Source organism: Planomonospora sp. ID91781, assembly GCF_015711595.1.
GTDB classification, from domain to species: domain Bacteria; phylum Actinomycetota; class Actinomycetes; order Streptosporangiales; family Streptosporangiaceae; genus Planomonospora; species Planomonospora parontospora.
In genome coordinates this window covers 312,623-338,374 of record NZ_JABTEY010000004.1, presented here as the reverse complement: position 1 = coordinate 338,374, position 25,752 = coordinate 312,623, and the positions used below count along the sequence as shown (strand labels likewise).

General features: G+C 70.4%; 17 protein-coding genes and 1 pseudogene. 11 read left to right on the top strand and 7 right to left on the bottom strand.

Annotation, left to right across the window (positions count from 1 at the left end; translation table 11 throughout):
* The first annotated feature begins 55 nt into the window (after positions 1-55).
* Genes HS048_RS35250 through HS048_RS35230 form a run of 5 tightly spaced genes read left to right on the top strand, consistent with a single transcriptional unit; the run spans position 56 to position 11,067 of the window.
* Complete coding sequence (locus HS048_RS35250; protein ID WP_196470178.1) at positions 56-9,145, top strand: RHS repeat-associated core domain-containing protein; 9,090 nt, start codon at positions 56-58, stop codon at positions 9,143-9,145.
* A 42-nt stretch (positions 9,146-9,187) separates the two neighbouring features.
* Positions 9,188-9,565, top strand: a complete 378-nt coding sequence (locus HS048_RS35245; RefSeq protein WP_196470177.1) for a hypothetical protein — start codon at positions 9,188-9,190, stop codon at positions 9,563-9,565.
* Positions 9,566-9,608: 43 nt separating this feature from the next.
* Entirely contained in the window at positions 9,609-10,121 is a 513-nt protein-coding gene (locus HS048_RS39240) for a histidine kinase (RefSeq protein ID WP_374058806.1), read from the top strand.
* Complete coding sequence (locus HS048_RS35235) at positions 10,007-10,399, top strand: sensor histidine kinase (RefSeq protein WP_196470272.1); 393 nt, start codon at positions 10,007-10,009, stop codon at positions 10,397-10,399. The genes HS048_RS39240 and HS048_RS35235 overlap by 115 nt, the downstream gene beginning before the upstream one ends.
* Positions 10,400-10,410: 11 nt before the next feature.
* On the top strand, positions 10,411-11,067 hold the full coding sequence (locus HS048_RS35230; protein ID WP_196470175.1) for a response regulator transcription factor: 657 nt from the start codon (positions 10,411-10,413) through the stop codon (positions 11,065-11,067).
* Here HS048_RS35230 and HS048_RS35225 read toward each other — a convergent pair.
* Genes HS048_RS35225 through HS048_RS35215 form a run of 3 tightly spaced genes read right to left on the bottom strand, consistent with a single transcriptional unit; the run spans position 11,039 to position 14,174 of the window.
* Complete coding sequence (locus HS048_RS35225; RefSeq protein ID WP_196470174.1) at positions 11,039-11,404, bottom strand: hypothetical protein; 366 nt, start codon at positions 11,402-11,404, stop codon at positions 11,039-11,041. The genes HS048_RS35230 and HS048_RS35225 overlap by 29 nt on opposite strands.
* Positions 11,401-12,966: an MFS transporter gene (locus HS048_RS35220; protein ID WP_196470173.1), complete on the bottom strand. Its 1,566-nt coding sequence runs from the start codon at positions 12,964-12,966 to the stop codon at positions 11,401-11,403. Before HS048_RS35220 ends, HS048_RS35225 begins: the two co-directional genes overlap by 4 nt.
* Positions 12,963-14,174 (bottom strand): GNAT family N-acetyltransferase, encoded by a 1,212-nt coding sequence (locus tag HS048_RS35215; protein WP_196470172.1) that lies wholly within the window; start codon positions 14,172-14,174, stop codon positions 12,963-12,965. The genes HS048_RS35220 and HS048_RS35215 overlap by 4 nt, the downstream gene beginning before the upstream one ends.
* Positions 14,175-14,700: 526 nt before the next feature.
* On the opposite strand from HS048_RS35215, the gene HS048_RS35210 reads away from it, so the two are divergent.
* The 3 genes from HS048_RS35210 to HS048_RS35200 all read left to right on the top strand — a co-directional run bounded on the left by HS048_RS35210 (position 14,701) and on the right by HS048_RS35200 (position 17,789).
* Positions 14,701-15,414 carry a hypothetical protein gene (locus HS048_RS35210; RefSeq protein ID WP_196470171.1) on the top strand — a complete coding sequence of 238 codons (714 nt, stop codon included), beginning with the start codon at positions 14,701-14,703 and terminating at the stop codon, positions 15,412-15,414.
* Between the two features lie 137 nt (positions 15,415-15,551).
* Positions 15,552-17,168 carry an MFS transporter gene (locus HS048_RS35205; protein WP_196470170.1) on the top strand — a complete coding sequence of 539 codons (1,617 nt, stop codon included), beginning with the start codon at positions 15,552-15,554 and terminating at the stop codon, positions 17,166-17,168.
* Positions 17,169-17,276: 108 nt separating this feature from the next.
* Positions 17,277-17,789 (top strand): hypothetical protein, encoded by a 513-nt coding sequence (locus HS048_RS35200; RefSeq protein WP_196470169.1) that lies wholly within the window; start codon positions 17,277-17,279, stop codon positions 17,787-17,789.
* 223 nt (positions 17,790-18,012) lie between these two features.
* On the opposite strand, the gene aroF is transcribed toward HS048_RS35200, so the two are convergent.
* From aroF to HS048_RS35185, 3 genes are all read right to left on the bottom strand, one after another.
* Positions 18,013-19,104: a 3-deoxy-7-phosphoheptulonate synthase gene (gene aroF / locus HS048_RS35195; protein ID WP_196470168.1), complete on the bottom strand. Its 1,092-nt coding sequence runs from the start codon at positions 19,102-19,104 to the stop codon at positions 18,013-18,015.
* The gene (locus HS048_RS35190; RefSeq protein WP_196470167.1) at positions 19,105-19,503 is read right to left on the bottom strand and encodes a hypothetical protein; all 399 of its coding nucleotides are present in this window, start codon (positions 19,501-19,503) and stop codon (positions 19,105-19,107) included. It lies immediately after the preceding gene.
* 299 nt (positions 19,504-19,802) lie between these two features.
* Entirely contained in the window at positions 19,803-20,822 is a 1,020-nt protein-coding gene (locus HS048_RS35185) for a cytochrome P450 (protein ID WP_196470166.1), read from the bottom strand.
* An 821-nt stretch (positions 20,823-21,643) separates the two neighbouring features.
* Between HS048_RS35185 and HS048_RS35180 the strand changes: the two genes are divergently transcribed.
* A complete protein-coding gene (locus tag HS048_RS35180) occupies positions 21,644-22,108 on the top strand; it encodes a hypothetical protein (RefSeq protein WP_196470165.1) in 465 nt (154 codons plus the stop codon).
* 275 nt (positions 22,109-22,383) lie between these two features.
* Here the strand turns inward: HS048_RS35180 and HS048_RS35175 are convergent, their stop codons facing one another.
* Positions 22,384-23,187, bottom strand: a complete 804-nt coding sequence (locus tag HS048_RS35175) for an SAM-dependent methyltransferase (protein ID WP_196470164.1) — start codon at positions 23,185-23,187, stop codon at positions 22,384-22,386.
* A gap of 583 nt (positions 23,188-23,770) precedes the next feature.
* On the opposite strand from HS048_RS35175, the gene HS048_RS35170 reads away from it, so the two are divergent.
* Both HS048_RS35170 and HS048_RS35165 read left to right on the top strand, forming a co-directional pair.
* Positions 23,771-24,601 carry an SAM-dependent methyltransferase gene (locus HS048_RS35170; protein WP_196470163.1) on the top strand — a complete coding sequence of 277 codons (831 nt, stop codon included), beginning with the start codon at positions 23,771-23,773 and terminating at the stop codon, positions 24,599-24,601.
* A gap of 99 nt (positions 24,602-24,700) precedes the next feature.
* A pseudogene (locus HS048_RS35165) lies at positions 24,701-25,588 on the top strand (IS5 family transposase).
* The last annotated feature ends 164 nt before the right edge of the window (positions 25,589-25,752 follow it).

The window sequence follows — 25,752 nt, the reverse complement described above, 5'->3', positions numbered from 1 at the left end:
GTGAAGTCTGCGGGACCGGGCGGACCGCCTGGACTCGCCGGAGGCTGGAGAGATCATGGTCACCTTGCGGTACCCGGCTCCCGCCGGGCCTGGGCTGCTCGTCGCAGCCGCCCGGCCGATCCTGCTCGTGCTGGTCACGCTGCTGGCGGCCGGTTCTGGGACGATCGTCGTCACCGGACCGACGCGGGCGCCGATGGCCCCAGCACAGGTGTGGGGATCAGCCGCGGGCCAGCCCCACCTGCTGGGCACGGCCCGCAACACGAGCAGTCCGCAGACCTTGCGGGCCCGCTATCCGCTGACCAGGTTGGACGGCACGGCCAAGGCCCCGGCCACCACGGCGACCGTGACGACCGCCCCGACCCCCGTGATGAACCCGGTTCCCCCGGAAACCGGCCGGGAGCTGCCGGGTGAACGGAGCGCGTACTCCCGCTCGTACGCCAACCCGGATGGCACGCTGACCAGTGAGTTCTCCACCACTCCGCTCAACTACCGCCAGGCGGACGGCAGTTGGGCGCCCATCAACACCCGCCTTGCGTCCACCGGCGAGGGATGGCGGAACACGGCCGACTCCGTCGACGTCCGCCTGGCGTCCCGGGCGGCGCCGTCCGGGATGGTGCGCCTGGGGCTGGATCCCGGGCACGAGATCGCGTACGGCGTGCGGGACGGCGTCGCCGCACGGGCCAAGGCGGGCACGCGCGGCGTCACCTATCCGGGCGTCTGGCCGCACGCCGACGTACGGGTGGACGTGCTGCCTGGCGGCGTCAAGGAGACGATCGTGCTCCGCTCGCCCGGCACCTCCACCGTCTTCGACTTCCCTCTGGAACTGAAGGGGCTGACCGCGGCGACGACGGCGGATGGCCGGGTGGTCTTCACCGATGGGACGGGCCGCGAGAGGGCGGTCGTGCCCGCGGGCTCCATGACCGACTCGGCGGCGCGGCCCGCCACCTCCGCGGGGGTGACCTACAGCTTGCGTACCGAGGGCGGCCGCCCAGTGCTGCGGGTGAGCGCCGACCGGAGCTGGCTGGCCGCGCCGGGCCGGGTGTACCCGGTGCTGGTGGACCCGAGCGTGGAGATCTCGGCCGCCGACACGAGCCTGTCGGTGGGCGACGGGCACTCCACCGGCGGCGGCCAGGAGCTCACCGTCGGCCGCAGGTCGGCCGCTTATCTCGCGTTCCCGCAGCTCGACGACGAACTTAGGTATCACCGGGTGTTCGGCGCGTACCTGTGGATGGTCAACTACGACTCCTCGACCTGCCGGTCGCGGCCGGTCACCGTGCACCCGGTCACCGAGGCGTGGAGCGGGCAGAGCGGACTGTCGTACCCGGGGCCAGCCGTGGGCTCGTCGCTGGCACGCAGATCCTTCTCCCACGGCTACATCGCCCTGGGCTCGACCACGTCGAAGTGTCCCACCGACGCCGTCTCCTTCAACCTGGGCAAGGCGGGCAGGGACCTGATCCAGCGGTGGGTGGACGGCCGCCAGGCCAACTACGGACTGTCGGTCAGGGACGCCTCATCGGGCAGCGACGGCACGAAGAAGTTCACAGGACACGACACGAAGAACCCGCCGCGCCTGATCGTGACGCACAGCCCGTACGACGCCGCTTACCGGATCACCAAGCCGGTACCGGATCCGCCGGTCACGCAGGCGCAGAGCGGAAAGATCAAAATCACGGTGACGAACAAGGGCGCGCAGACGTGGACGGCGGGCTCGTACTATCTCGCCTACCGCGTCTACGACAAGAAGGGCAAGTTGGTCACACAGCAGCGCTCGGCGAACCTGACACAGAGCGTGGTGCGCAACGGCAAGGTCACGCTGGACGCGACGATCAAGGCGTTGAAGCCGGGCACCTACTCCATCGACTTCACCATGGCGCGCGCGGGCGGGCCGGTGTTCATCGACGAGATGGTGCCACCGGTCCGGCTGATCCTCACCGTGATCGACATCCCACCGGTGCTGCAGGAGCTGTACCCGTCCAACGGCTACCAGGCGCAGACGCTGACCCCGCAGCTCTGGGCAACCGCCGTGGACCTGGATCCGTCGGCGGGATCGGCGTTGTCGTACAAGTTCGAGGTGTGCAAGAGCACCGAGTCCGGTGGCGTCACAGACTGCTTCGACTCCGGGTACGTGCCCACCCGCGCCTGGTCGGTCCCGGCGGGCAAGCTGTCATGGCAGAAGACGTATGTGTGGCGGGTGTTCGTCAAGGACACCGGCAGCGAGGTACCCTCGCCGCGCCAGGCCATCATCACGGCCGTACCACAACCGGAGATCACCTCGCGCCTGGCAGGGGCCGACGGCGACCGGGACTTCGACCCGCAGAGCGGCAACCTCGGCTCGCGGGCCGTGGACGCGCCCGTCGCCACCGCGGGACCCGAGCTGGCGGTGGAGCGCACGTACAACAGCCTCGACCCCCGGCGCGACGGAGCCTTCGGCGCCGGGTGGGCGACGGTCTACGACATGCGGCTGACCCCGGAGGCGTCGGGCTCCGTGGTGATCGGCTACCCGGACGGACGGCAGGTGCGTTACGGCAAGAACCCGGACGGCACATACGCGCCGCCGCCCGGCAGATACGCAACCCTCAGGTTCGACAGCTCCTCCTGGAAGCTGACCGACAAGTCCGGCACCACGTACGAGTTCGCGAACAGTCGCCTATCTAAGATCACCGACGTGAACGGGCACGCCCTCGTACTCACCTACAACACCGCCGACGGAAAGCTCGCCAAGGCCACCAGCAGGCCGGGCGAACGCTCGCTGACCTTCACCTGGTCCGGCGCCCACGTCGCCTCCGTCAGCACCGACCCGGTGGCGGGCAAGCGGCTGACCTGGACCTACACCTACAGCGGCGACTTGCTCACCCAGGCGTGCGCTCCGGGCGCGCGCTGCACCTCCTATGAGTACGCCCCGGGCTCCCATTACCGCAGCGGCGTGCTGGACAGCAAGCCGGAGTCCTACTACCGGTTCGGCGAGGAGGAGGGCAGCAGCGCCGCCAGCCAAATCGCCGTCAACCTGGGCAAGGACACCGCGACCTACCAGAACGTCGCCTTCCAGGCGGCGGGTGCCATCGCGGGGACGCACGACACGGCGGCCGGTTTCAACGGCACATCATCGTCGGTGTCGCTGCCGTCGGGCGCGGTCAAGCGCAGCCACGAGCTGGCGGTCGAACTGTGGTTCAAGAACCTCTCGACCGGCGCCGGCGGCCCGCTGCTCGGCTACCAGGACAAACCGCTGGGCACCACGCCGGGGACCGGCGTGCCCGTCCTGTACGTCGGCACCGACGGCAGGCTGCGCGGCCAGTTCGCGGACGGCGCGATCTCCCCGATCACCAGCACCGCCCTCGTCAACGACGGTAAATGGCACCACGCGGTCCTATCTGCCACCGGCTCGACGCAGACGCTCTACCTGGACGGCAAAGTCGCCGGCACGCTGACCGGGCGTACCCCGCAGCATCTAGCGATGACGTACAACCAGGCAGGGGCCGCGCACGTCAGCACGCCCGCCTCCTGGCCCGCCTGGGGTACGGCCGCGCGCCGCCACTACGCGGGCACCATCGACGAGGTCGCCGTCTACCTGCACCCGCTCGGGCCCGACTCGGTCGCCGCGCACTACCGGGAGGGGACGAGAGCCGCCGACCAACTCGCCAAGGTGACGCTGCCCAGCGGCAAGGTCGCCGCCGAGGCCGACTACGACGCGGCGCAGGACCGCGTCACCGAGTACACCGACGCGCACGGCGGCACCTGGACGATCGGCCTGCCCGTCGTGTACGGCGGCGACAGCGACATCCGCCGCGCCGTCGAAGTGCGCGACCCCGCCGGCCAGTCCTACCTGTACGAGTACGACGCCCTGGCCGCCCGCATCGTGCGCCAGGGCATCCCGCTGGGTCTGGGCACCCGCGACGACGACGTCCCCGTCACTCCGACCCCCACGCCGACGCCGACGTTCACCTGCGCCGCCCCCGACCCCGGCGACCCGTCATTCTGCACCACGCTTCCCGGCGGGTCCGGCGACGCCCCCGACTTCATCAGGCAGGCGCTCGACGGAATGGCCATCCGCACCTTCGGCTACAACGACCAGGGCTTCCCGTCCGCGATCACGAATGAGAACGGCGACACGACCCGCTTCACCTACGACAAACGCGGCAACCCGCTCACGCGAACGACCTGCCGCGCCAAAGACGCCTGCCACACCACGTACTACACCTATCCGGCGGTCACTTCCCCCTCGGACCCGCGCAACGACCGCCCGACCGAAGTCCGCGACGGCCGCTCGTCCGGCCCGGCCGACAACCGCTACCGCACGTCCTTCGCCTACAGCGCGGCCGGCAACCTGCTCACACAGACCAACCCCAGCGGCGGAGGGCAGCTCGCGTTCGTCTACACCAACGGCACCGAGGGCGCGATCGGCGGCGGCACCATGCCCAGCGGGCTGGTGCTCACCGAGACCGACCCGCGCGGCGCCGTCACCAGCTACGCCTACACCGCAGCCGGCGACGTGGCCCAGGTCACCACGCCGTCCGGGCTGAGGACGACATTCACCACCGACGCGATCGGCCGCGTCGTCTCCAGGACCGAGGTCTCCGACAGCGTGCCCGCCGGCGCGACCACCACCTACGGCTACGACGACTGGTCCAACCTCACCAGCGTCACCTACCCGGCGGCGGTCAACGCCGTCACCGGCGCCACCACCCAAAAACGCGTGGACAACAGCTTCGACGTGGACGGCAACCTCCTCCGCTGGCAGACCGCCGACATCGCCTCCGGCGGCGAGACCCGAACGATCGGATACGACTACGACGATCACAACCTGCTCGAACGCGCCACCGACTCGCTCGGCAACGAGACTGCCTACGTCCACGACGTGTTCGGCAACACCACGGCCGTGGTGGACGCGACAGGCGCCCGCTTCGACTACGCCTACACCGCCCGCAACGTGCTCGCCGAGGTGCGCCTGGCCGACGTGGACGGCGACCTCGGAGGCCCGGACGGCGGAGGCACGCTCGTCCTGAACTCCTACGCCTACGACTACGCCGGCCGCCTCGTCAGGGAGACCGACGCGATGGGCCGCCGCATCGAGACCGCCTACTACGGCGACGACCTCGTCAAGAGCACCACGCTCAAGGACATGCGCACCTCCGGCGGCGCGACCCGCGACTTCGTCCTGTCCGCATTCGAGTACGACGGCGCGGGCAACCTCCTCAAAGAGACCACCGATAACGGCACCACCGTCACCGAGTACACCGTGGACGCCATGGGCAGGACGACCGCGGCCACCCTCGACCCCGGGGGCCTGACACGCCGCACCGCCTACCAGTACGACCTCGGCGGCAACCTCACCCGAGTCGCCTACTCGGGCACGGCCTCCAACGTCGACTGGACCATGCCCACCACCCCCGAGACCACGATCTACGCCTACGACCCCGCCGGACGATTGACGAAGAAGAGCGTCACCGACGGGACCACCACGCTGACCACCTCCTACGCCTACGACCAGCGCGACCTAACGACGGCCGTCACCGAGCCGCGCGGCAACGTCGCCGGGGCGGACAAGGACGCCTACACCACCACCATGGCCTACGACGTGCTCGGCAGGCTGACCGTCACGACCGAGCCGCCGGTGCAGACCGAGAGCCTGGGCGGGCCACCGTCCACGGTCAGACCGCGGACAGTGACCGGCTACAACGCCTTCGGTGACACCACAGAGGTCAAAGACCCCCTGGGGGCGGTCAACCGGGTCGGCTACGACCGGCTCGGACAGCCGGTAACCATGACGTCGCCGTCGTACACGCCGCCCGGCTCCACCACACCGATCGTCCCGTCGGTCACCCTGCGATACAACCCGGCCGGCCAGATCCAGGAGGCGGTCGACCCCCTGGGCAAGGTGACCCGCTACGACTACGACCGGCTGGGCCGGGTACGGACCATGGACACGCCCACCGGTGACGGCGAGCGGGCAGTGTGGCGCTACACCTACACCGCCACCGGCGAGATGCTGTCGGCGACCGACCCGGCCGGGGCGCGTACCGAAGCCACCTACGACGACCTGGGTCGCATCGCCACCAAGACCCAGATCGAGCGTCGTCCCGCGGCGGCGACCTACACCACGCGGTATGCCTACGACGACGCGAGCAACCTGCTCTCGTCGGCCGCGCCCAGCGGCGCGACCACGACGCACGCCTACGACGGCGCCGACGAGCTGGTGCGCACGACGGACCCCGCGGGCGTCGTGACCCGATTCGGCTACGACCACCGGGGACGGCTCGTCCGCGAGAGCGACGGCCTGGGGCGCACCGTCCGGCACGTCTACGACCTGCTGGGGCGCCTGACCGGCCAGCACGACCTGGATCCAGCGGGTTCCGAGCTGCGTAAACGCTCCTATACCTACGACGCGGCAGGCAACCTCACCGAGATGACCGACGCGCTCGGGCGCGTCACCACGTTCTCGCACGACGCGGCGGGGCGGATCGTCAAGCAGGTCGAGCCGGTTACCGACAGCACGTCGATCACCACGACGTACGGATACGACGCGGCGGGCAACAGGACCCGCTTCACCGACGGCCGTGGCAACGCGACCGTCTATACGACCAACACCCTGAGTCTGCCGGAGTCGGTCATCGAACCGGCCACGGCCGCCCATCCCGCTGCCGCCGACCGCACATGGACGATCACGTACAACGCGGCGGGTGACCCGGTGAAGGAGACCGCACCCGGCGGCGTCGTCAGGCAGCGCGTCTTCGACGACGCGCACCGGCTCGTCAAGGAGAGTGGCAGCGGGACCACGGCCACCCCTGACCGCGTCCTGGCCTACGACCTCAGCGGTCACCTGACCAGGGCGGCCTCGGGCGCTGATGCCGACGTCTACACCTATGGCGACCGCGGACTGCTGCTGTCAGCCCAGGGCCCGTCCGGATCAGCCGACCTGACGTACGACGCCGACGGCCTGCTCATCGCCAGGACCGACGCCGCGGGCACCGCCACCTTCGACTACCTCGACGGACGGCTGAACAGCGCCCGCGACGGCATCACCGGCGTGACCAGGACCTACTCCTACGACGCCGCCGGGCGGCCCCAGACCGTGGCCTACGGGACGCAGGCCACCCGCCGCCTCGGCTACGACGAGTTCGGCAGGCCGGCCTCCGACACGCTCACCGACGTCTCGGGCAAGACCGTCGCCTCGGCGACCTACACCTACGACAAGGAGGACCGCACCACAGGCGAGCAGACGACCGGGCTGGCGGGCGCGGGCAGCGACACCTACGGCTACGACCAGGCCGGGCGCCTCACGTCGTGGACCCGTGACGGCGCCACCGTCCGCTACGCGTGGGACGCCGCGGGCAACCGCACCGACGCGAGCGGGGCCACCGCCACCTTCGACGAGCGCAACCGGCGGCTCAGCGACGGCCAGAGCACCTACGCCTACACCCCGAGAGGAACCCTGACCTCCGCGTCGGGGCCGCAGGGCCAGCGCTCCTACGCCTTCGACGCCTTCGACCGCATGGTGGGCGCCGGCCCGATCGGTTACACCTACGACGGGCTCGACCGGCCGGCCACACGCGACGGCGCGCGGTGGTCGTACGCGGGGACCGGCTCCGATCCGGTGTCCGACGGCACCTTCCGCTACGCCCGCGACCCGGCGGGTGACCTGCTCGCCTACGGCCAGGGCGGCTCCGCCCGGATCGCCCTGGCCGACAAGCACGGCGACCAGGTCGGCGGCTTCGCCCCCGGCACGACGCTGACCGGGCTGAACGACTCATCCGCCTACGACCCGTTCGGCCGCACCATTGCGACCCAGGGATCGGGCTCGCCGATCGGCTACCAGGGCGACTGGACGGACCCAGGCACCGGACACGTCACCATGGGTGCACGCTGGTACGACCCGCAGGCCGGCGCGTTCGACAGCCGCGACGCGCTGACGCTCGACGCCGTGCCCGACTCCGGCGAGGCCAACCGCTACGCCTACGCCGGCGGCACGCCCCTGGACGCCACCGACCCCTCAGGTCACTGCAGCGTACGGACCAAACTGAGCGCCGACTGCCTGCAGCAGCTCATGAACGCCCTGCGTTACTGCACGCCCCGCAACGCGCTCACCTGGCTGTACAAGTTCTACTACTTCGGCGGCGGCTCCCTGTTCTTCAGGCTGCCGCCGATCGAGGTCTGGTTCGGCCTCGGCGGAGGCTCCTCCGGAGGCGGCGGCTCAGGCCCCAGCGGGCCGAGCCGGGCCGAGCAGGCGGCGGCCGCGCGGGCCCACGCCCTGGCCAAGGCCCGCGCCAGGACCAAGGCGGCCAAGGAGCGCGCCGAGCAGGAGGCCAAGGAGCGAGCACGCACGATCCAGAAGGGCCTACGCCAGCCCGAGTACGCCGATCCGAAGCAGCGCATTCCCGGCACCCTCCGCCGCCCGTCCCCGGTCATCTCGGGAAAGTCGGACGTGATCCGCGACACCACCAGGTCGTTGTGGGACATGCGCGGCCGGGCGGTGCGCGAAGCGGGCGACGTCGTGCGGCCGCCCACCCCGGCCGCCATGGCGCCGCCGGAGTCGCTACCGGTGACCGTGCCGGACGTCGGCGACCTGCCGGACGTGCAACCGTCCAAGGCCCGCGTGCTCGAACCCCGATCGGACACGCAGACCGAGGGCGGCGGCGCCGAGCCGCCGGGCAGGCTCCGCGTGGCAGGCGACATGTGCGACGAGGACGAAATCTTCACCTCGGTCGGCTGCGAGGACCCCCTCGACACGCTGGAACGCGTGGTGAACGGGCTGCGCGACCGCTTCGCCAAGAACCCCGACGACATGCGCAGGTATCTGAGCCAGCCGGAGATGGACGCCGCGCTCAAGCCGAAGAAGGGCTTCCTCGGACGGATGAACGTCGGCAAGGCGATCGAGAAGGCCGCGGCCCGGCACCCGGACATCCAGCAGCACTTCGTCGCGGTCGGCGGCCGGGACATGCCGGACTTCGTGGCGCTCAGGACCATGCGCATGTACGAGGTGACCACGAACTCACCGAGCGCGTTCTTCAACCACATCAACCGCGGATACGTCGATCCAACCGCGTACATCGGCTACAAACAGGTCCCCTTCGGCACCGGCCTGCTGCCACGGTTGCCGCAGCCGGGCATCATCGAGCCGAAGTTCCCCTTCCCGCCGGGAGCCGGACCATGACCGCTGCCCGATCACACGCCGCGCGCGGGCGAGCGTGACGTGATGTCCGGCCCCCGCGTCACGCTCGGTCGGCTGTGGATCGACCGCTGGGCGCGGCTGCTGGACTCGCCCGCGGCCGACGGCGTACTCGCGCTGGCACTGGTCGCCGGGACGTGGGTGTGGGAAGGGTGCGAACCGGGCAAGGGCCGGTTGCCGGCCGACGCGTTGTCGCTGACGCTAACCGCGCTGGTGAACATGCCGCTGGCGGTGCGCAGGCGGGCACCGTTCGCCGTGCTGGTCGTCTCGGCGAGCACGGCGCTGGTCTATCACGCGCTGGGCTGCCACCCGGGCTCAACGATATCGGTCCTCTGCTGGCGCTGTACTCGGTGGCCGTACGCCGCGCCTGGCAGGCCACCACGGCCGAAACAGCGCTGGTGGTGACGGAGCGGACGTACGCCTCAAAGCTGCAGCCGGGCGTCACGCTGTGATCGGCGCTTGGCCAGGCGCTGATCGTGGCAGCCTGGGCGGTCATCACGGGGAGCATGGTGCGGTTGCTGCGGGAACGAGGCAGGCAACTGGCCGCCCTGGCCCCCAGGAGGTCACCGCGCGTCGGGCGGTCACCCGTGAGCGGGTCCGCGTCGCCAGGAAACTGCACGACGTGGTCGCCCACCGCATGTCGGCCCTCTCCATACAAGTCGGACTGGGCCGCTACGTGGCGCTGTCCCACCCTGCCACCCTGGGCGTCATCGCCGGCACCAGCCACGAGATGCTGACCGAGACGTGGCGCCTGTTGTCGATCCTGCGCAGCGAGGCCCATGAGGACGACGGGGGCGACGAGGGTGACTGCCCGGTGATGCCGGGACTGACCAGCCGGACATCCTGGTGGAACGCATGCACACGGCCGGGCAGACGATCCAGGTGGACGTGGAGGGCCGGTCCAGGAGGTTGCCCCCGGGCCTGGACCTGTGCACGTACCGCATCGTGCAGGGGTCGCTGACCAATATGTTCAAGCACGCGAGTTCGGCCCGGGTGCGCATCCGGCTGACGTACACACGGAAGGCTCTGACCCTGAACATCACCAACGATCACGGGAACCCCGGCGCGCCCACCGTCCCGTCCGCCGGTTCCGGTTCCGGCGGGGACGGGTTGATCAGCATGACTGAACGTGTCAGGCTCTACCAGGGAATGATCACCGCGCATTCGCTAGCGCAGGGTGGTTTCGAGGTATTGGTGATGTTCCCGCTTTCGCCGTCCGACCCGGACGCGCCGATCTGAGCAGGCAGGCGATGACGAAGGTCCTGGTGGTCGATGATCAGGTGCTCATCCGGGCTGGCCTAGGGGCGCTGCTGCGCGCCTCGGGGCTGGAAGTGGTGGGCGAAGCCGCCGACGGCGAGGAGGCGGTGAACATGGCGGCCACGCTCAAGCCGGACGTGACCCTCATGGACATCATGATGCCGCGCATGGACGGCCTGACCGCCATGGAACACATCCTGGCCACCTGCGAGAACCCGTCCAAGGTGCTCGTCCTGACCACCTTCGGCCTCGACGAATACGTCTACAAGGCGCTGCGGCTCGGCGCTAGCGGCTTCCTGCTCAAGGACATCCCACCCGAACGCATCATCGCCGCCATCCACACCGTCGCCGCTGGTGACGTGCTGCTGACGCCGGGCATCACCAAGCGCCTCATCGAGGCGTTTGTTAGCCCGCCCATCTCGGCCCCCTTCCTCGACAGCCTAACCACCCGCGAGACCGAGGTGCTGCGCCTGGTCGGGCACGCGCTGTCCAACAAGGAGATCGCCGAACGGCTGTCAGTGAGTGAGGGCACAATCAAGACCCATCTCAACCGGCTGATGACCAAGCTCGGCCTGAGCAGCCGCGCTCAGGTGGTCGTACTGTCCTACGACTGCGGCCTGGTCAAGCCCGCCGCCCGCAGCAGCGGGTAGGTGGGTTCGCGTCCGGCGTCGTGCTCCAGCCAGTCCCGGAACGGGGATCGCTCGAGCAGGTGGAAGGCGGCCAGCCGGTCGACGCCGGGGCGTGCAGGTGCAGGAAGCGCGAGAGGCGGATCTGCTCGGTGGCCACGGTGCTCCAGGCCCGGGCCCAGGCGGGGGTGTGCATGAGGTGCGGCGGCTGGAGGTGCTCCAGCTCGGTGGGGACGCCGGTGTGCCAGCGGGTGGTGACGTTGCCGCGGCGGCGGGGCGGGATCAGCGCCGCCGCGGTGGAAACGGCCGTCCCCGTGACAGGGGCGGGGATGGGGATGGCGGGGAGGGTGGTGAGGGTCATCGCGTGCTCCGGTGCGGGATGCGAGGGGCGCCGGTTCGAACCGACCGGCGCGAAGGGTGAAGACGAGGGTGAGCGGGCCCGGGGGAGTGGCCGGGAAGATGCGGGCCGGGATGCAGGTAGCGGTCGGCCAGCAGCAGCACGGCGTCGACCCGGTCCAGCAGGTAGACGAGCTCCGGGGGAGGCGGCGGGGATACGGCGGCCGCGCGATCGGGACGGGTGGCGGAGGGCCGGCCGAGGGCCGCGCCCGTGGTGACGGGTACCGACTGGAGGCGCGGAGCGCGGTGGCGGCCGCCCGCCCCGGCCCCTGCCTCGGGGAAGGAGGCGGGGGCCGGGACGGGCGGCAGGATGCGGGTGCCGATCGCCAGGGTCGCCGCGGCGACCAGGCAGACGGCGCCCAGCAGAGCGAACGCGGCGCGCGGGCCGAGCGGTCCGGCGGCCAGCATCACCACCAGCGGGCCCAGGAGATTGCCGCCGTCGGCGATCATCCCGAACACCCCGAACGCCTTGCCGCTGCGTCCGGTGTGGTGGGTCATGCCGTCCCGGGCGGTCAGGTAGGTCCACGCCTGGGCACCCATGAAGATCACGATCGCGGGCAGGCCGATGCCGAGGGCATCGACGTTGACCAGGGCGATGCCGGCACCGCCCATGATGATCGCGGCGGCGCTGCCCGCCCGGGGAGAGCGGGCGCCATCAGGCAGGCGGCCCAGCGCCAGGGTGACGGCGATGAAGCTGACCAGCCCGGTGGTCAGCACCAGCGCCGAGGCGCCGGTGGAATCGTGGGCGCCCGCGCCGAGGCTCAGCGGCACCAGCGACTCGACCGAGGACCAGGCGAGGTTGCAGCACAGGCTGCACACGCCGAACACGATCACCGCGCGCAGGTCGCAGGGCCGCAGAGCCGGGCGCTCGGCCGGGCCGGTGCCGGGCGCGCTCGCCCGGCGCGGGGCGGGCAGGCGCAGCCGGACCACCACCAGGCCGGTCCCGGCCAGGCCTATGGCGGCGGTGATGGCCAGCACGCCCTGGTAGCCGGTGAAGGGTGCCAGGAGCCCGGCCAGCGGGGGTCCGGCGGCCATGGAGGTGATCGCGCCCGCGCCGAAGCTGGCGTACATGCGGGCGGGCGGCACCTGGTAGGTGTCGGCCAGCACGGCGATGGTGCGGTAGGCGGCCGGGACCGCGATCCCGGTTCCTGCGCCCCAGATCAGCCGTCCGCTGATCGCCAGGTGCGCCTGGTCGGCGACCATGACGACGGCGATGCCGGCTACGGCGATCACCAGGCCGAGCGGCAGGATCCGGGCCGGGCCGGCCCGGTCGGTCAGGGCCCCGCCCAGCGGCTGGCACAGGGCCTTGGCCGCGGGGTCGGCCAGCAGGAACACCCCGAGCAGTAGCGGTGATAGCCCCAGGTGGGTGGCCACGTGCGGCAGGAACGGCAGCACCGCGGTGTGGGCGCCGTTCAATCCGGCGATGGCGAACAGCACGATCCGCAGCCGGGCCAGCCCGGCCCGCTGCAGCGCCATGGACCCGCTCTGGCCCGGTGTTCCGGTGCGGCGGACGGTCAGGGTCGTCACGGCGTGATCAGGCCGGTCCGGCCGATCGTGCGCAGCCGTTCGGCCTCATCGGGCTCCAGGTGGGCGCCCATCGCGGTGAGCAGTTCGGCGGCGCGGCGCCGGTTGCAGGCGATGGTGTGCGCCGGGGTCCAGCCGGCGGGCGGGCGCAGCAGCGCCGACCACAGCAGTACGGGCCGGGCGCCGCGCCGCAGTTTCTGGCTGAACGCCTCCAGGCCGAAGTCGATCTGGCGCAGGCCGTGCTCGAAGGCGTAGCGCAGCGGGGCGTGCACCATGACCGCGAAGTACTCGCCGTGGGTTGCGCGTTCGTAGTCCAAGCCGATGTTGCGCACCAGCAGGGTGCCGTCGTGGATGAACGCCAGGTGGTAGGCGACGAGCTCGCCGTGGCGGTCATGGGCCAGGAACACGCGGGCGGCCTGAAGCAGGCAGGGCGAGGACAGGATACGGCGGAAACCGGTCTGGAAGGCAGCCGGATCGTCGGGGGCGTTGTGGCGGCGCTGGGTGAGCAGTTGCAGCTCGATCAGCTGGTTGATGTCGTAGTCGGCCAGGTCCTTCACCGTGATGGCAGATCCCGCTTCCTGCAGGCGCGCGGTCTCCTTGTGCGCTACGTATCGCTTGCGGGAAGGCAGCTGGGCGTCGTGCTCCTCGACGCTGTCGGCGGTGAGCGTGAGCACGCTGCGGGCGCTGGTCAGCAGCAGCGGCGCATCGGGGAAGCGCGCGTGGACCGCCACGGCGGCCGGCTCGTCCAGGTGCAGCATGACCGCGGTCCCCTCGGCCGGGATCGCCTGGGCGGCGGCGCGCGCCCAGGCGGCCTGCTGACCACTCGCGCAGATCGGCGCGGTTTCATATCCGGCCGTCGTGCCCAGCAGGGTGATCGGGCCCCACTGCTGGGCGGGCAGGCCGGCGGCGGAGAACAGCCGGGCGGGATGCAGGAACGCATTGGCGGGCGTGGCGGGGTCGTCGGGGTAGCGGGAGACCGGCACCACCGCCTGGAGCCGGTGCCCGCCGGGGGCGGCCGTCCACGCCAGGACCACGCTCTCGGCCGCGCCGCTTAGCGCGCGGTTGGCCTGGTGCCAGGGGCGGCTGGAGTAGAAGCCCGGCGCCCCCGGCAGCGGCAGCTCATCCCACTGCGGCGGAGCATCGTCGAGGAGCACGGTGGTGCAGTCGACGTTCCGGGCGACGTGCGCGGGGGCGTAGGCAGGGGCACTCATGATCGGCTCCAAGGTCAGTGGGGACGGCTTGCGATGCCGCACCGCCCAGGTCGGCAGGGAGCCGCCGTCCGCCGGGTGGGGTGCGGAAACGGGCGGCGGCTCTATGCCGCGGTCTGCTTCGGTCGGCTTGTCACCGTGCGGCCGACCTCGCCGAACCGGACACGGAAAGCCTTGTCATTTTTCCTGACTAACTATGTCAATACGGGAAGGATGGTAGGCAGTGCACTTCTTTTGCGCCAGTCCAGGAACCCCGCCGCAGCGGCAATCGTGATCAATCCGTGTCCTGGACGTTGGCGCACCGTGGTGTCACTGCAGCCGATCGCCGCAGGTGGGCCTATCCGGAAACCTACGCATACTCCGCGAGTGTGAGGTTGTGGCCGTCGGCGCGATCCGGGCGCTCAGGCTGGGAGCCGTGCACCGATTTGCGGCAGTGGTGACGTTCTGGCGAATCCGCCCTACACTGCCGACCGCACCTGACAAGAAATTTGACTACTAGTCACTAAGACCGTTTTGTGATGGAATGCCCATGACGACAGGCCAGCGAACAGCCCGCGCGGCCCTGCGCGACCAGGTCACCGCGATACGACGGATCAGCACCCGCGCGGTGGGCGCGACCGCTGACATCCACATCGAACCGGTGCCCGGCCCCGGCGCCATCGCCCAGATCATGACCCCTTCGCACCACACCCAGCAGCAGGTCCGCCGCGCCCTGCACCGCGTCGGCTGGCAGCTCGCCCAAGGACCTCACCGCCTGATGATCGTCCAGGGGTGGAGCCGGGCCGCGCTCACCGAACGCGCCCACCTGCTCGACCTGGCCTGCGCTGATGCCCGCCGCACCCACCCGCACACCATCCAAGGTGCGATCACCATGACCGAAGCGCACCTGCAGGCCGCTCACCCCGGCACGGAAAGCGAACTGGTGGCCCACGTCTGTGAGGCTGTCGATGCCCGCCTGCCGTGGACGGGCCTCGTCGACGAGATCGACGGAGTGCCGCGCACCAGCACCGACCCGGCGATCATCACCGCTCTGGACGCCGTGCGAGAAGCGGAGACGACGCTGGCCCTGCTCATCGCCGAGCACCTGCTGCTGGCCCGCCGGACCGTCGAGGTGCTGTGGCGCTGCCACCACGCGCAGCAAGGCGCGCTCAGCCCGGCCGTTGCCCGCGTGGCGGCCGAGCAGGAAGCGCTGCGGCTGATCCGCTCCACCCGGCCGGACGCTCCGGCTCCGGCCAGTGCCTGACTCGCGCTGTCAACTCCCGCATCACCGTCCGCCGCCGTCTCGATCAGGAGCCCTGGATGGCCGCCACGACCTCTCCCACCTCGCACCGGCCCGTCACTTCCCCAAGGACGGCAGCCTCGGGCATGCCGCCTGCGTCGATGCGCCCAGCACGACGGCGGCGCACCGGCATACTGACCGCGGTCACCTGCGGCGCCATGGGCGTGGTCATGGCCGACAGCATCGCCGCCACCCTCGCCCTCCCCGCCCTGAGCAGCGCGGCGATCGGCACCGGCCTGCCGCTGGGCGACCTGCAGTGGGTGACGGCCGCCGCCACGGTGCCGTACGCCGCGCTGCTGGCCACCACCGGCCGCCTGGCTGATGCGATCGGCCGCAGCCGCATGCTGCTGCTCGGGCTGATCGTGTTCACCCTGGGCGCGCTGGCGGCCGTCGCCTCTCCGACGCTGCCGGTGCTGCTGGCCGCGCGCGCCGTCCAGGGGATCGCGGCCGCCATGGTCGTCCCCGCCTCACTGGCCCTGCTGCTGGCCGAGATCACCCCGGCGCGCCGCGCGAGCGCGGTGGGCGCCTGGTCGGCCGCCGCCGGCGTCGGCGGGATCCTCCTGCACAGTACGGGCGGCCACCTGGTCGCGGCCTTCGGCTGGCGGGGCCTGTTCGCCCCCTCGGCGATGATCGGCGCGGTACTGATCGCCGCCTGTCTCGTCCTGCCGCAGCGCGCCCCATCGCGCGGACGCCTGCCCGACCTGCTCGGCAGCATCGTGCTACTGGCCGGGATGGCCATGCTGGTCCTGGCGATCGCCAAGGGACACGCCTGGGGATGGCGCTCTGGGCCCACCCTCGCGCTGGCGGCCGGTGGCCTGATGGGCTTGGCCGCAGCGATCGGCCGCTCGCTGCGGCACCCGGCGCCCGCGATCGAGATGACCCTGTGGCGCCGCCCCGGCTTCGCCTTGGCCGGAGCCATCTCCTTCCTGTACGGGATGACCAGCTTCATCGTGCTGGCGGCCATCCCCCTGCTGCTCCGGGAGATCTGGGCGCTTCCGGTATCCCGCCTCAGCCTGATGCTGGTGCCGATCTCCACCGGCGTGCTGCTGGCCAGCCTGGCCGCCGGGCGGCTGATCCGCCGCTACGGCGCCCGTCCGGTCATCTACGGCGGTGCGCTGCTGACCGCCGCGGCGAGCATCACCGGAATCGCCGCGATGCACCCGGGTACCTTCGCCACGACCACCTGGGTGGGTGTGGCCGCGGCGCTGGGCCTGGGGTTCGGTGCGCTGAGCACAGGCGTGTCGGCCGCCGGGGCGCTGACTGCGGGCGTCGACCGCTACGCCGGCGCGGTCGGCGCGAGCATGACCGCCCGCCAGCTCGGCGGCGCTCTCGGCGTGGCCTTGGCCGTGGCCATCGTCGACCGGCCGCTGCTGGGCGGGGTGATGCCCGGGTACATCTCGATCCTCGCGGTGGTGATCGCGCTGATGCTCCTGGCCGGCGTCCTGGGGCTGTTCATCCGGCCGACGAGCACCACACCGCCTGCCCGCCCGCATGCCCCGGGCAGGGCGGCCGCCGTCCCGGCGATCCGGCCCGCACCACCGAGGGGTCTTCCTGCGGCGAATGGCTTCGGTGCGCCTGCCCCGGCTGCGGTTTCCTCGTTCGCCACCGCCGCTCAGCGTCGCACCCTTCGGGAGCTGTATGACGCGGCTGCTGACGTGGTGGCCGCGGCCGATCTGCTGCTGGCCCAGCAGCCCCGGCATGATGGGCAACCGCGGTAATCACCTCCATCGCGCTGAGGTGGAGTGCCCGGTTTCGCCGTACACTCTTCCTCCTCATGGCGGGCGCCGGCGACCAGCGGTGATCTTTTTCGAGGACAAGGAGCCCAGGTGGACCACTCTTCCTCCCTCGCGGCGGACACCACCAGCTCCGGTACCGGCGGCGTGGCACCAGCACCGTCCACGGTCGGGCCTCGCCGCTGCGGTATTCGTGCCGGGCGGAGGGCTTCAGCGCTCGCCGTCTGGATGCAGGTGGCCGATGTCCTCTTGCAGCGGCGGGCGGACGATTCACCCGTACCGGTCCCCGCAACTTTCGGGACCGGCCTGTCTCGGACGCCGGCTCCATCGCCCTTCTCCGATTCCTGTCCGCTGCAGCTCCTCGATCGTTGGAGCGAGCGGGGCCGGATCAGCCCAGTGGTGTGGGAGTACGTCACCGTTCCCACATCCCCGCAGGCGATCTTCTCGGTCACCGTGATGACGGTCGTCGGCTGGGGCCGGGCGTGTCGCTCGGTGGTGGGCACCGCCACGGGCGCCAGCATGGCCGCAGCTCGCAGGGCCGCCGCTACGGCGCTGGTTACGCAGCTGAAGGGGCGCGGACGCGACATCGGCGAAGTCATTCGTTGAAAGGCGCGGTGTCCGTCCCTCCGGGAGGGGCGGACACCGCTGGCAGTTCTACACGTAGGCCGTACGTCGAGAACTCCATCCCCAGTATGGACGATCACCACCGCGGTCATACCCGAAGCAGGTCTGCACCTTCCGGCGCGGCAGCGTCAAGCCGACCGCGTCACGGGTGACGCCGATGCGGAAGGCCTCTCGACACACCAGCGAGCGGCGCCGCGAAGAGGCGTTACGTCGGCGCCGCGGCCGCACCGACGACCAGCCGGGCATGCGCCGCCCCTGACAGCGTCACCGGCGCCGGCGGATGCGCACGCGTGCGCCCGCCCAGGGCCGGCAGCACCGTCATCACCCGGGCCAGCTCCCGCAGGTCCCCGTCCACCAGGGCCTGCGGACCGTCACACAGGGCCTGCTCCGGGCGGGGATGGACGTCGACGATGAGGCCGTCGGCGCCGACCGCGATGGCCGCGCGGGCCAGCGGCAGGACCAGGTCGCGGCGGCCACCCGAATGGGACGGGTCCACGATGACCGGCAGGTGCGACAGCCGCTGGGCGACCGGCACTGCGGAGATGTCCAGGGTGTTGCGGGTCGCGGTCTCGAAGGTGCGGATCCCGCGCTCGCACAGCACGATGTCCAGGTTGCCGCGCTGGGCGATGTACTCGGCCGCCATCAGCCATTCGTCGACGGTGGCGTTCATGCCCCGCTTGAGCATGACCGGCTTGCCGATGCCGCCCACGGCCTGCAGCAGCGCGAAGTTCTGCGCATTGCGGGTACCGACCTGCAGCATGTCCGCATACTTGGCGACCAGCTCGACGTCGGCCGCATCCACGACCTCGGTCACCACGGGCAGCCCGGTCTCGGCGCGCACCTCGGCCAGGATGCGCAGGCCCGCCTCCCCCAGCCCCTGGAAGGCGTAGGGGGAGGTGCGCGGCTTGTAGGCGCCGCCGCGCAGCAGCGCCGCCCCGGCGGCCTTGGCCATCCGCGCCGCCCGCAGGGTCTGCTCGGGGGTTTCCACCGCGCACGGGCCGGCGATCAGGGTCACCGTGCCCGGGCCGATCGGCACGCCGCCGACGTGCACCGTGGTGCGCTGCACGTGGTGATCGCGGCTGACCAGCCGGTAGGGCACCGAGATGCGGACCACGTCGGCCACCCCGCGCAGGCGCCGCAGCACCGCCGCCTCGAGCTGGTCCACCTGCCCGGCCAGGCCGATGATGGTCCGGCTGTCGCCGCGGCTGACATGGGCCTCGCAACCGGCGGCCTCGGCGACCTCGACGACGGCGACGATGTCGGCGGCGGTCCCGGTCGGGTGCATGACGATGACCATTTACGACACCCTCCGCACGTCGACGTCACCCCAGGCCACGGCGCCGTTCAGGTGCCCGCTGCGTTCCACGGCGGCCCGGAAGCGCTGCGCGGCCGCGCGCATGTCCAGCAGTGCCTCATAGGCCTCAGCCGTCAGCGGTACCGCCGCCCCCGCGGTGAGGAGCTCGGCGGGCAGCAGGGAGGCGCCCACCACGGTGGGCGTGTCATCGATTCCGGCCAGCGAGCCGCGCGGCGGGCCCGGCCGCCAGACGGCGATGTCACCGGTCCTCTCCCCGGGCAGCTCGTCGTCGAACCACGGTGAGGTCGCGCGCTGCGGCAGCCGGTAGGGCGTGCCGGTGGGCGGCTCCTCCGGACGGGGCCAGCTGCGCGCCTGCGGCGCGGACCGCGGCGGAGCAGCCACCGGCAGGGAAGACGACAGCGGGGGAGACGACGATGAGGGCGGTTCCGGGCGCGCGAGACCGCGGTGACGGCCGCGCCGCGGACGCCGGTCAGGCAGCGGAGCCGGGGAGTGCGGCGGCGGCCACGCCTGCGCCGCTGTTCCGGCGTGCGAAGCGGCACGGGAGGGGGCGGCGGATCCTGCGGGCACCGTCTGGCCGTAGGGGCGGCGGTAGGTACCGGAAGCGGCCTCGGGGCGCGCCGGAGTGCCCGGTGCGACGGGGCGGTAGGGGACGAGCGTCGCATCCTGCGGGGAGGAGAAGGTCATGACAGCAGCTCCGATCGGGGGGCGGGGAAGAAGGCAAGGGGCAGCTCGTGGTGGCCCTGATGCGCCTGACAGATCCGCAGGCGCCCGGAACCGGCCGGCTCGAGGTGCGCCAGGTGCTCCAGCAACACGCCGATCAACGCCTCGGCGTACAGGCCCAGCAGCGTGAACCGCCCAGGAGGACCGGCCAGTGTCGGCAGGCGCTCCGCCGACAGGCGCTCCGGCCGGAGCGCCTGCGGATCCGGCCAGTGCCGCTCGTCGCGATAAGCGCTGGCCACCACGACCAGGACCCGGGCGTGCATCGGCAAGGTGATCGCACTGTCACCCAGCCGCACCCGACGTGTGCTCCAGCGCGAGACCCAATGCACCGGCGGCTCCAGCCGCAGGCACTCGGCCACCGCTTTGGGCACCAGGCCGGGATCGGCCCGCAGCTCCTGCCACAGGGCCGGATGCACCGCCAGCGTGGCCAGCACATTGCCCAGCCCGTCGACCAGGACCTCACCCGCGGCATCGAGCGACCACTGACCCGCGACCCGATCCCGGACCGGCCCATCGGCGTCGACCGCTCCCGCGGGGAGCGCCGGGACCTCGTCATGCGCGAGATCAGCGGCGACGGCGGCGACGACCGGCCAGACCAGCTGGCCGATCGCGTCGATCTGTCGTCGGCCCGCCAGCGCCAAGAGCCGTTCTTCGATCCGGTGCCGGATCACCCGCAGGTACGGCCGGATCAGGTACGGGGCGAGCTCACGGCCCAGGACGGCTTCCACCCGGGCCGGGACGTCCATGGCGCCCGCCCGCTGACCGTCGGCGGCCGCAGGCAGAGGAACGAAGTCCTCATGATCGCTCAGCGCCTGGCGCACGGCCGCGTGCCGGGTGATCGCCCACGCACCGGTGCCCGGCAGCCACACGACCGGGCCGCGCTCGCGCAGCCGCTGATACAGCGCGTAGGGCCGCGACGGGCGTTGGGCAGGGTCGAGCAGGTCGATCGTCTCCAGCCGTGCCGCCTCCTCGACGCTCATGCCGCGCGCTCCACCATCACGACGGGCCGGTGCGCCGGGGGCGAACGCGGTCGTCTCCGGCCGAGGCGGGGAAGGCATTCGCTCAGTCAGGACCGCCACCCGATGCGGGCCGACGGCCGCTTCAATTCGCAGCAGCGGCGTTCCGCGGGGAAGGCGGCAGGACCGTCCCATGCTCGCCGGCGGCTCCCGGTCGAGGGCGCGCAGGCGCAGCGGAACATCGGCCGGGACGCTGAAGCTCGGGGCAGTCCTGCCGTCCTGCTCATGCACCATGCGGCTGATGGGAGAAATGGGAATCATCATCACCCTGCCTGATATCAAGTTTCTTTACTCATCTTGTTGACGTAAATGTTGAGTCTAGGAATGCCTCATCTGACAACCCCTGTTGAGGCTGACTTCGTCATCAACTTGTGATGTTGTTGCTCTTTGCCGTGTTCCGAGCTGCTTGGAGCGGTGGCCTAAGCGCATACATTGCGCTGGTGCTCTGCCTGGTCAACGGCCTCATATCGAACCTGTCGAGGTGGGACGCGGGCCGCAAGCGTCAGCGGTGCTAATGCCATCTACGCCGCCCATCCGGTGTCATCGCGGTTCGGCCGCCACCCGAACGACCAGAGCGGTGACATCAACTTGACAAGGCGGTTGCGTTATCTCGGGTGATCCGCGTAAGTTTTCCTGACAATCATCGCGCGTAAGTCGCGACGAGAAAATGTCAGATAGAAGGTTCTAAGGTAAGCCGCCCGCTGGCTTCATCGCTGACGTGAGGGCTGACCGCTCCCGGAGTCCGTACCGCCTACGTCGGCATTTCCGACAGGGAGATCACGCTTGTGGCCGTTCAGCACCCACCCGCCATCGCCGTCGAGGCGCCTCGAATCGGCCACATCTGCGAGCGCGCCACCTCGGCGACGCTGACCTCCTTACAGATCACCCCAGCGGGAGTCGATCTTCGCATGGACTCGCCCGGGGGCTTGGAGCACGCCGTCCAGGCCCTGCACTGGCACGGATATGAGGCCCTCTGCCATACCGCGTATCCCTCAAGCCCAGTGGTGCTCCGGGTGGAGGGCTGGTCACGTGACCGTGTGCTGCGACGCATCGAGCACCTGTCGGCAGCAGCCTGGCGGCTGGCAGACGGTCACCCTCAGATGGCCATGGCCGCTTTGGCCCGCACGTACACGGTGCCCGAGCTGCGGCAGCTACCTGAGGATCCGCAACTCGCCCGGAGTCTCCGGATGCTGGCTTCCCTGACCGATTGGCTACGCCGCGCCTACGAGGAGGGAGACTTCGCGGAGTGAAGCCTCCCGAGGCGGACCCTTACCGCTGTCGTTCACGCCGTGCACATGAGGCGACGGCCTGGTCGTCACGGCTGGTGCGGACGTCCCCGTGGTGATGCACCGCCTCAAGGACAGGGCGTTGGCTTCACCGACGGCTGCCGGTTCGCCGGGCGGCCGATCATGGGGCGAGAGCGGCCGCCGTCCGTGACCGCGGCGAGTTCCCGGCACTGGCGGCCGCCCGCCGCACACGCGGCCGCCGTCAGGTTCACAAGCCCACCATCAGTTCCTTGCCGGGCCTACTTCTTGATCGCGTACCCGAACACCGCTCGCAGCCAAGGCGCCTCAGCGACTTCCTCCTGTGGCACACCCCACGCACCGACCTCGGCGAGTTCTCCGCCCGCGATGGGAAGCCCGCAGAACAGGTCCATGATCTCTTCCTCTGTTCGCAGAACCAGCGGACTCGGAACATCCCGATACATCTCACTGAGGCGCCGCTCGAGTTCGGGGTGGATGCCATCGATCGTCGCGCTCGAAATCGCCAGCACGCTCCCCGCAGGGACCGAATCCAAGAACCGCTGGATGGCCGCGCGCGGTTGAGCACTGTCCGGCATGAAATGCACGATGGCGAAGAGCAGCACGGCGATCGGCTCGCCGGCGCTCAGCAGGGCCTGGGTATCGGGGTGTTCCAGGATGGTTTCGGGCTTGGTGGCGTCCGCCTGTATGAAGGCGGTGTAGGGATCACCATCGAGGATGGACAGCGCATGGATCCGGGTCGTCGGATCGACGTCGACATAGACCGTGCGCGCATCGGGATGGACGCGCCGTGCGACCTCGTGAACGTTTTCCTGCGTCGGCAGACCGGAACCGAGGTCGAGATACCTCCGGATACCGAGATCCTGCGCAAAATGGGTGACCGCCCGGATCAGGCAGGCGCGATTGATCTTGGCGAGATCGGGTAGCTCCGGCATGCCGTGCGATGCCTTATCAGCGAATTCTTTGTCCACCTTGAAGTAGTTTTTTCCACCGAGCGCCAGATCGTATACCCGGGCAGCGGACGGGACGGTGGGATCAACGCCAGGCGGAGCAGACTCCATAGCCATGTTTTTCGTCCTTCGACTTTCGTTTTCCTAACCTGATCACAGCTCATGTTTCGTGTGGCCGTGTTCCGGCGCCCTGGGCGGTCATGGCCCACCTTGCTGACGATCGGCGTCGTGGGGAGTGCACCGAGAGGACCAGCGATGGTCGTCCCTTTGACGGGTACCGGCGACGCAGGTGAGCGGCCGCGCCGATCCGGGTCACGACTGGTTGAGCGTCATTGCGGTCCTGCGTGCTGTGGCTCCTCAGGCACCGCAGAGCGTGCCGGCCTGGGTAACAGGGTGCTCATCGCTTCGGATGTCGCCTCCCCCCTGGCTCTCGGGTGCGCCGGTCTGCCCGCGCTGTTCCCTTGATCACGCAATCTAGTATGATCAACGCGGTAAGCACTAGTGCTCAGCGTTCACTCCGATATCTTCGGCCCTCGCGTGACGATGGATCGAAGGTCGTTGTTGTCTGCCGTGCTGCTGAAGTTGTAACGTTGCCGTCGTCAGGTGAAAAGCGGAAACTGCGCACGACATGCAAACGCGCGCTGTTCGGCCGGCCGGCGGATCGTTGCGGGACCTGTTGGCTGATGGAAACTGGTGAGGAATGAGTTCGGACGCGGCCTCCCATTCCGCCTCTGGTGGAGCATCCGCGGCAGGACTGAACGCCTACGTGCTCGGCACGAGTCAACATAGCGAGGCTGACGCCAAGGCGGCCGAAGCGGTCCTCTCCCTCGGCCCATCGGTGCGCGAGCACCTGACGACCCTGGCGCGTGAGAGCCAAGAGTTCCTCACGCGGGCGATCCACCACCTCGTCCAGGAAAAAGGGATCGTCCAGTTCATCGACTTCGGTTTCAGTGCCAATCAGCTGAACGAGCTCAGCCTCCACCGGGCGGCGAAAGAAGCCGCGGCCGAAGCGGGACTTCCCGGGGTCTGGATCGCCTACGTCGATAACACGCCCACGACGTACACGACAGCCGCTCTTGAGCTGGCCGAAGACGAATCGATTATTTTCCTTGACGTCAATCCGCTCACCCCGGCCCGCGCTTTAGCCGATCCGCGCCTGGAGCGCCACATCGACTTCAGTAAGCCCGTCTGTGTAATTATGTTCTCCTTCCTTCACTATGTCTCTGATGCGGATGACCCGCGCGGAGTCGTCAATCGTGTCATGCGGCATGTCGCGCCCGGGAGTCATCTCGTTGCGCATCACGTCACGAGCGATGGACTGGACCCGGTCCTGGGTGCCCATGTCCGGCAGCTTTTCAACAGCATCGGCACGCCCATGCATTTCCGTTCGCAAGAGGAATTCGAGAAGTTCTTCGGCGAGCTGGAACTGCTGGAGCCCGGAGTGGTCGATACCGCTGACTGGAGAGGCCGCTCCTTGCTCAACGAGCCGCATCCGCTGCGGGCGCTGGCCGCCGTCGGACGCAAGCGGTGACCTCGCAGGAGGTCGTGCCTTTGTCGATTACTGCGCTAAGACCTGTCCTGTGAATCTTTCTCTCAGGAGGTCAGCCGGGTCACCGATGTCGTAGGCATGGTGCACCGAGGGGAGCTCACCGATCAGCAGTGGGAGCAGATCAAGCCGCTGCTGCCGCAAGGCGGCCGTCAGGGCGGGCAGTGGCGCGACCACCGGCAGGTGATCAATGGGATCGTGTGGCAGGCCCCGGACCGGAGCGCCCTGGCGGGACGTCCCGGATCGGTACGGGCCGTGGAAGACGCTGCACGAGCGGCTGCGCCGGTGGAGTGCCGACGGCACCTGGGAGCGGATCTTCGAGCACGTCAAAACCACGGTGCAGGCCGGTGGGGACGGCCTGGACGATGCGGTGTACGAGGTGGCGGTCGACTCCACCGTCACCCGGGCGCACCAGCATGCCGCCGGTGCCCGGAAAAAGGGGGCACCGCATCCATCGGCGCCTCCGGTGCGACGGTGGCGGCCGTCGACGGCGAAGCGCTGGGCCGCTCCCGGGGCGGCCTGAGCAGCAAGCTGCACCTGGCGGTGGATGCCTGCTGCCGGGTCCTGGCGGTGATCCTCACGCCCGGTCAGGCCGGGGACAACCCGCGGCTTATCCCCTTGCTCGACCAGGTCCGTCCGTCCGTCGGCTACCCGCGGTCGGCGGGCTGGTGGTTTCGGGTGATCGCCGACAAGGCCTACAGCGCTCGTGCCACCCGCTGCTACCTGCGCTGCAGGCGGATCGCCGCCACGATCCCGGAGAAGGCCGACCAGTTGGCCCATCGCCGGAGCCGGGGTTCGCGGGGCGGCCGGCCGTACGCCTTCGATCCGGAGGTCTACAAGCGGCGCAACGTGGTCGAGCGCGCGATCGCGCGCCTGAAGCGGTACCGCGCGCCGGCCTGCCGGTACGCCAAGCGCGCGGTCATCTACCGCTGCCAGATCCTGCTGGTCGCGACCTTGGACTGGCTCTCGTGATTCAACCGAACATGCTGGTCATCCCGGCACCGGCAACCCGGACCACATGGCCGACAACGTCGCCGCCGGCGCGCTGCGGTTGTCCCGCGACGAACTGGCCCGCCTCGACTCCCTACACCGGGAGGGCGCCTGACCGGGTCGGCACGGCCGGGCCGCCGCGGGGA

Coding starts and splice junctions, on each gene's coding strand:
- HS048_RS35250 (WP_196470178.1), top strand. CDS start 56: ATGGTCACCTTGCGGTACCCGGCTCCCGCCGGGCCTGGGCTGCTCGTC.
- HS048_RS35245 (WP_196470177.1), top strand. CDS start 9,188: ATGTCCGGCCCCCGCGTCACGCTCGGTCGGCTGTGGATCGACCGCTGG.
- HS048_RS35230 (WP_196470175.1), top strand. CDS start 10,411: ATGACGAAGGTCCTGGTGGTCGATGATCAGGTGCTCATCCGGGCTGGC.
- HS048_RS35225 (WP_196470174.1), bottom strand. CDS start 11,404: ATGACCCTCACCACCCTCCCCGCCATCCCCATCCCCGCCCCTGTCACG.
- HS048_RS35215 (WP_196470172.1), bottom strand. CDS start 14,174: ATGAGTGCCCCTGCCTACGCCCCCGCGCACGTCGCCCGGAACGTCGAC.
- HS048_RS35210 (WP_196470171.1), top strand. CDS start 14,701: ATGACGACAGGCCAGCGAACAGCCCGCGCGGCCCTGCGCGACCAGGTC.
- HS048_RS35205 (WP_196470170.1), top strand. CDS start 15,552: ATGCGCCCAGCACGACGGCGGCGCACCGGCATACTGACCGCGGTCACC.
- aroF (WP_196470168.1), bottom strand. CDS start 19,104: ATGGTCATCGTCATGCACCCGACCGGGACCGCCGCCGACATCGTCGCC.
- HS048_RS35185 (WP_196470166.1), bottom strand. CDS start 20,822: ATGAGCGTCGAGGAGGCGGCACGGCTGGAGACGATCGACCTGCTCGAC.
- HS048_RS35175 (WP_196470164.1), bottom strand. CDS start 23,187: ATGGCTATGGAGTCTGCTCCGCCTGGCGTTGATCCCACCGTCCCGTCC.
- HS048_RS35170 (WP_196470163.1), top strand. CDS start 23,771: ATGAGTTCGGACGCGGCCTCCCATTCCGCCTCTGGTGGAGCATCCGCG.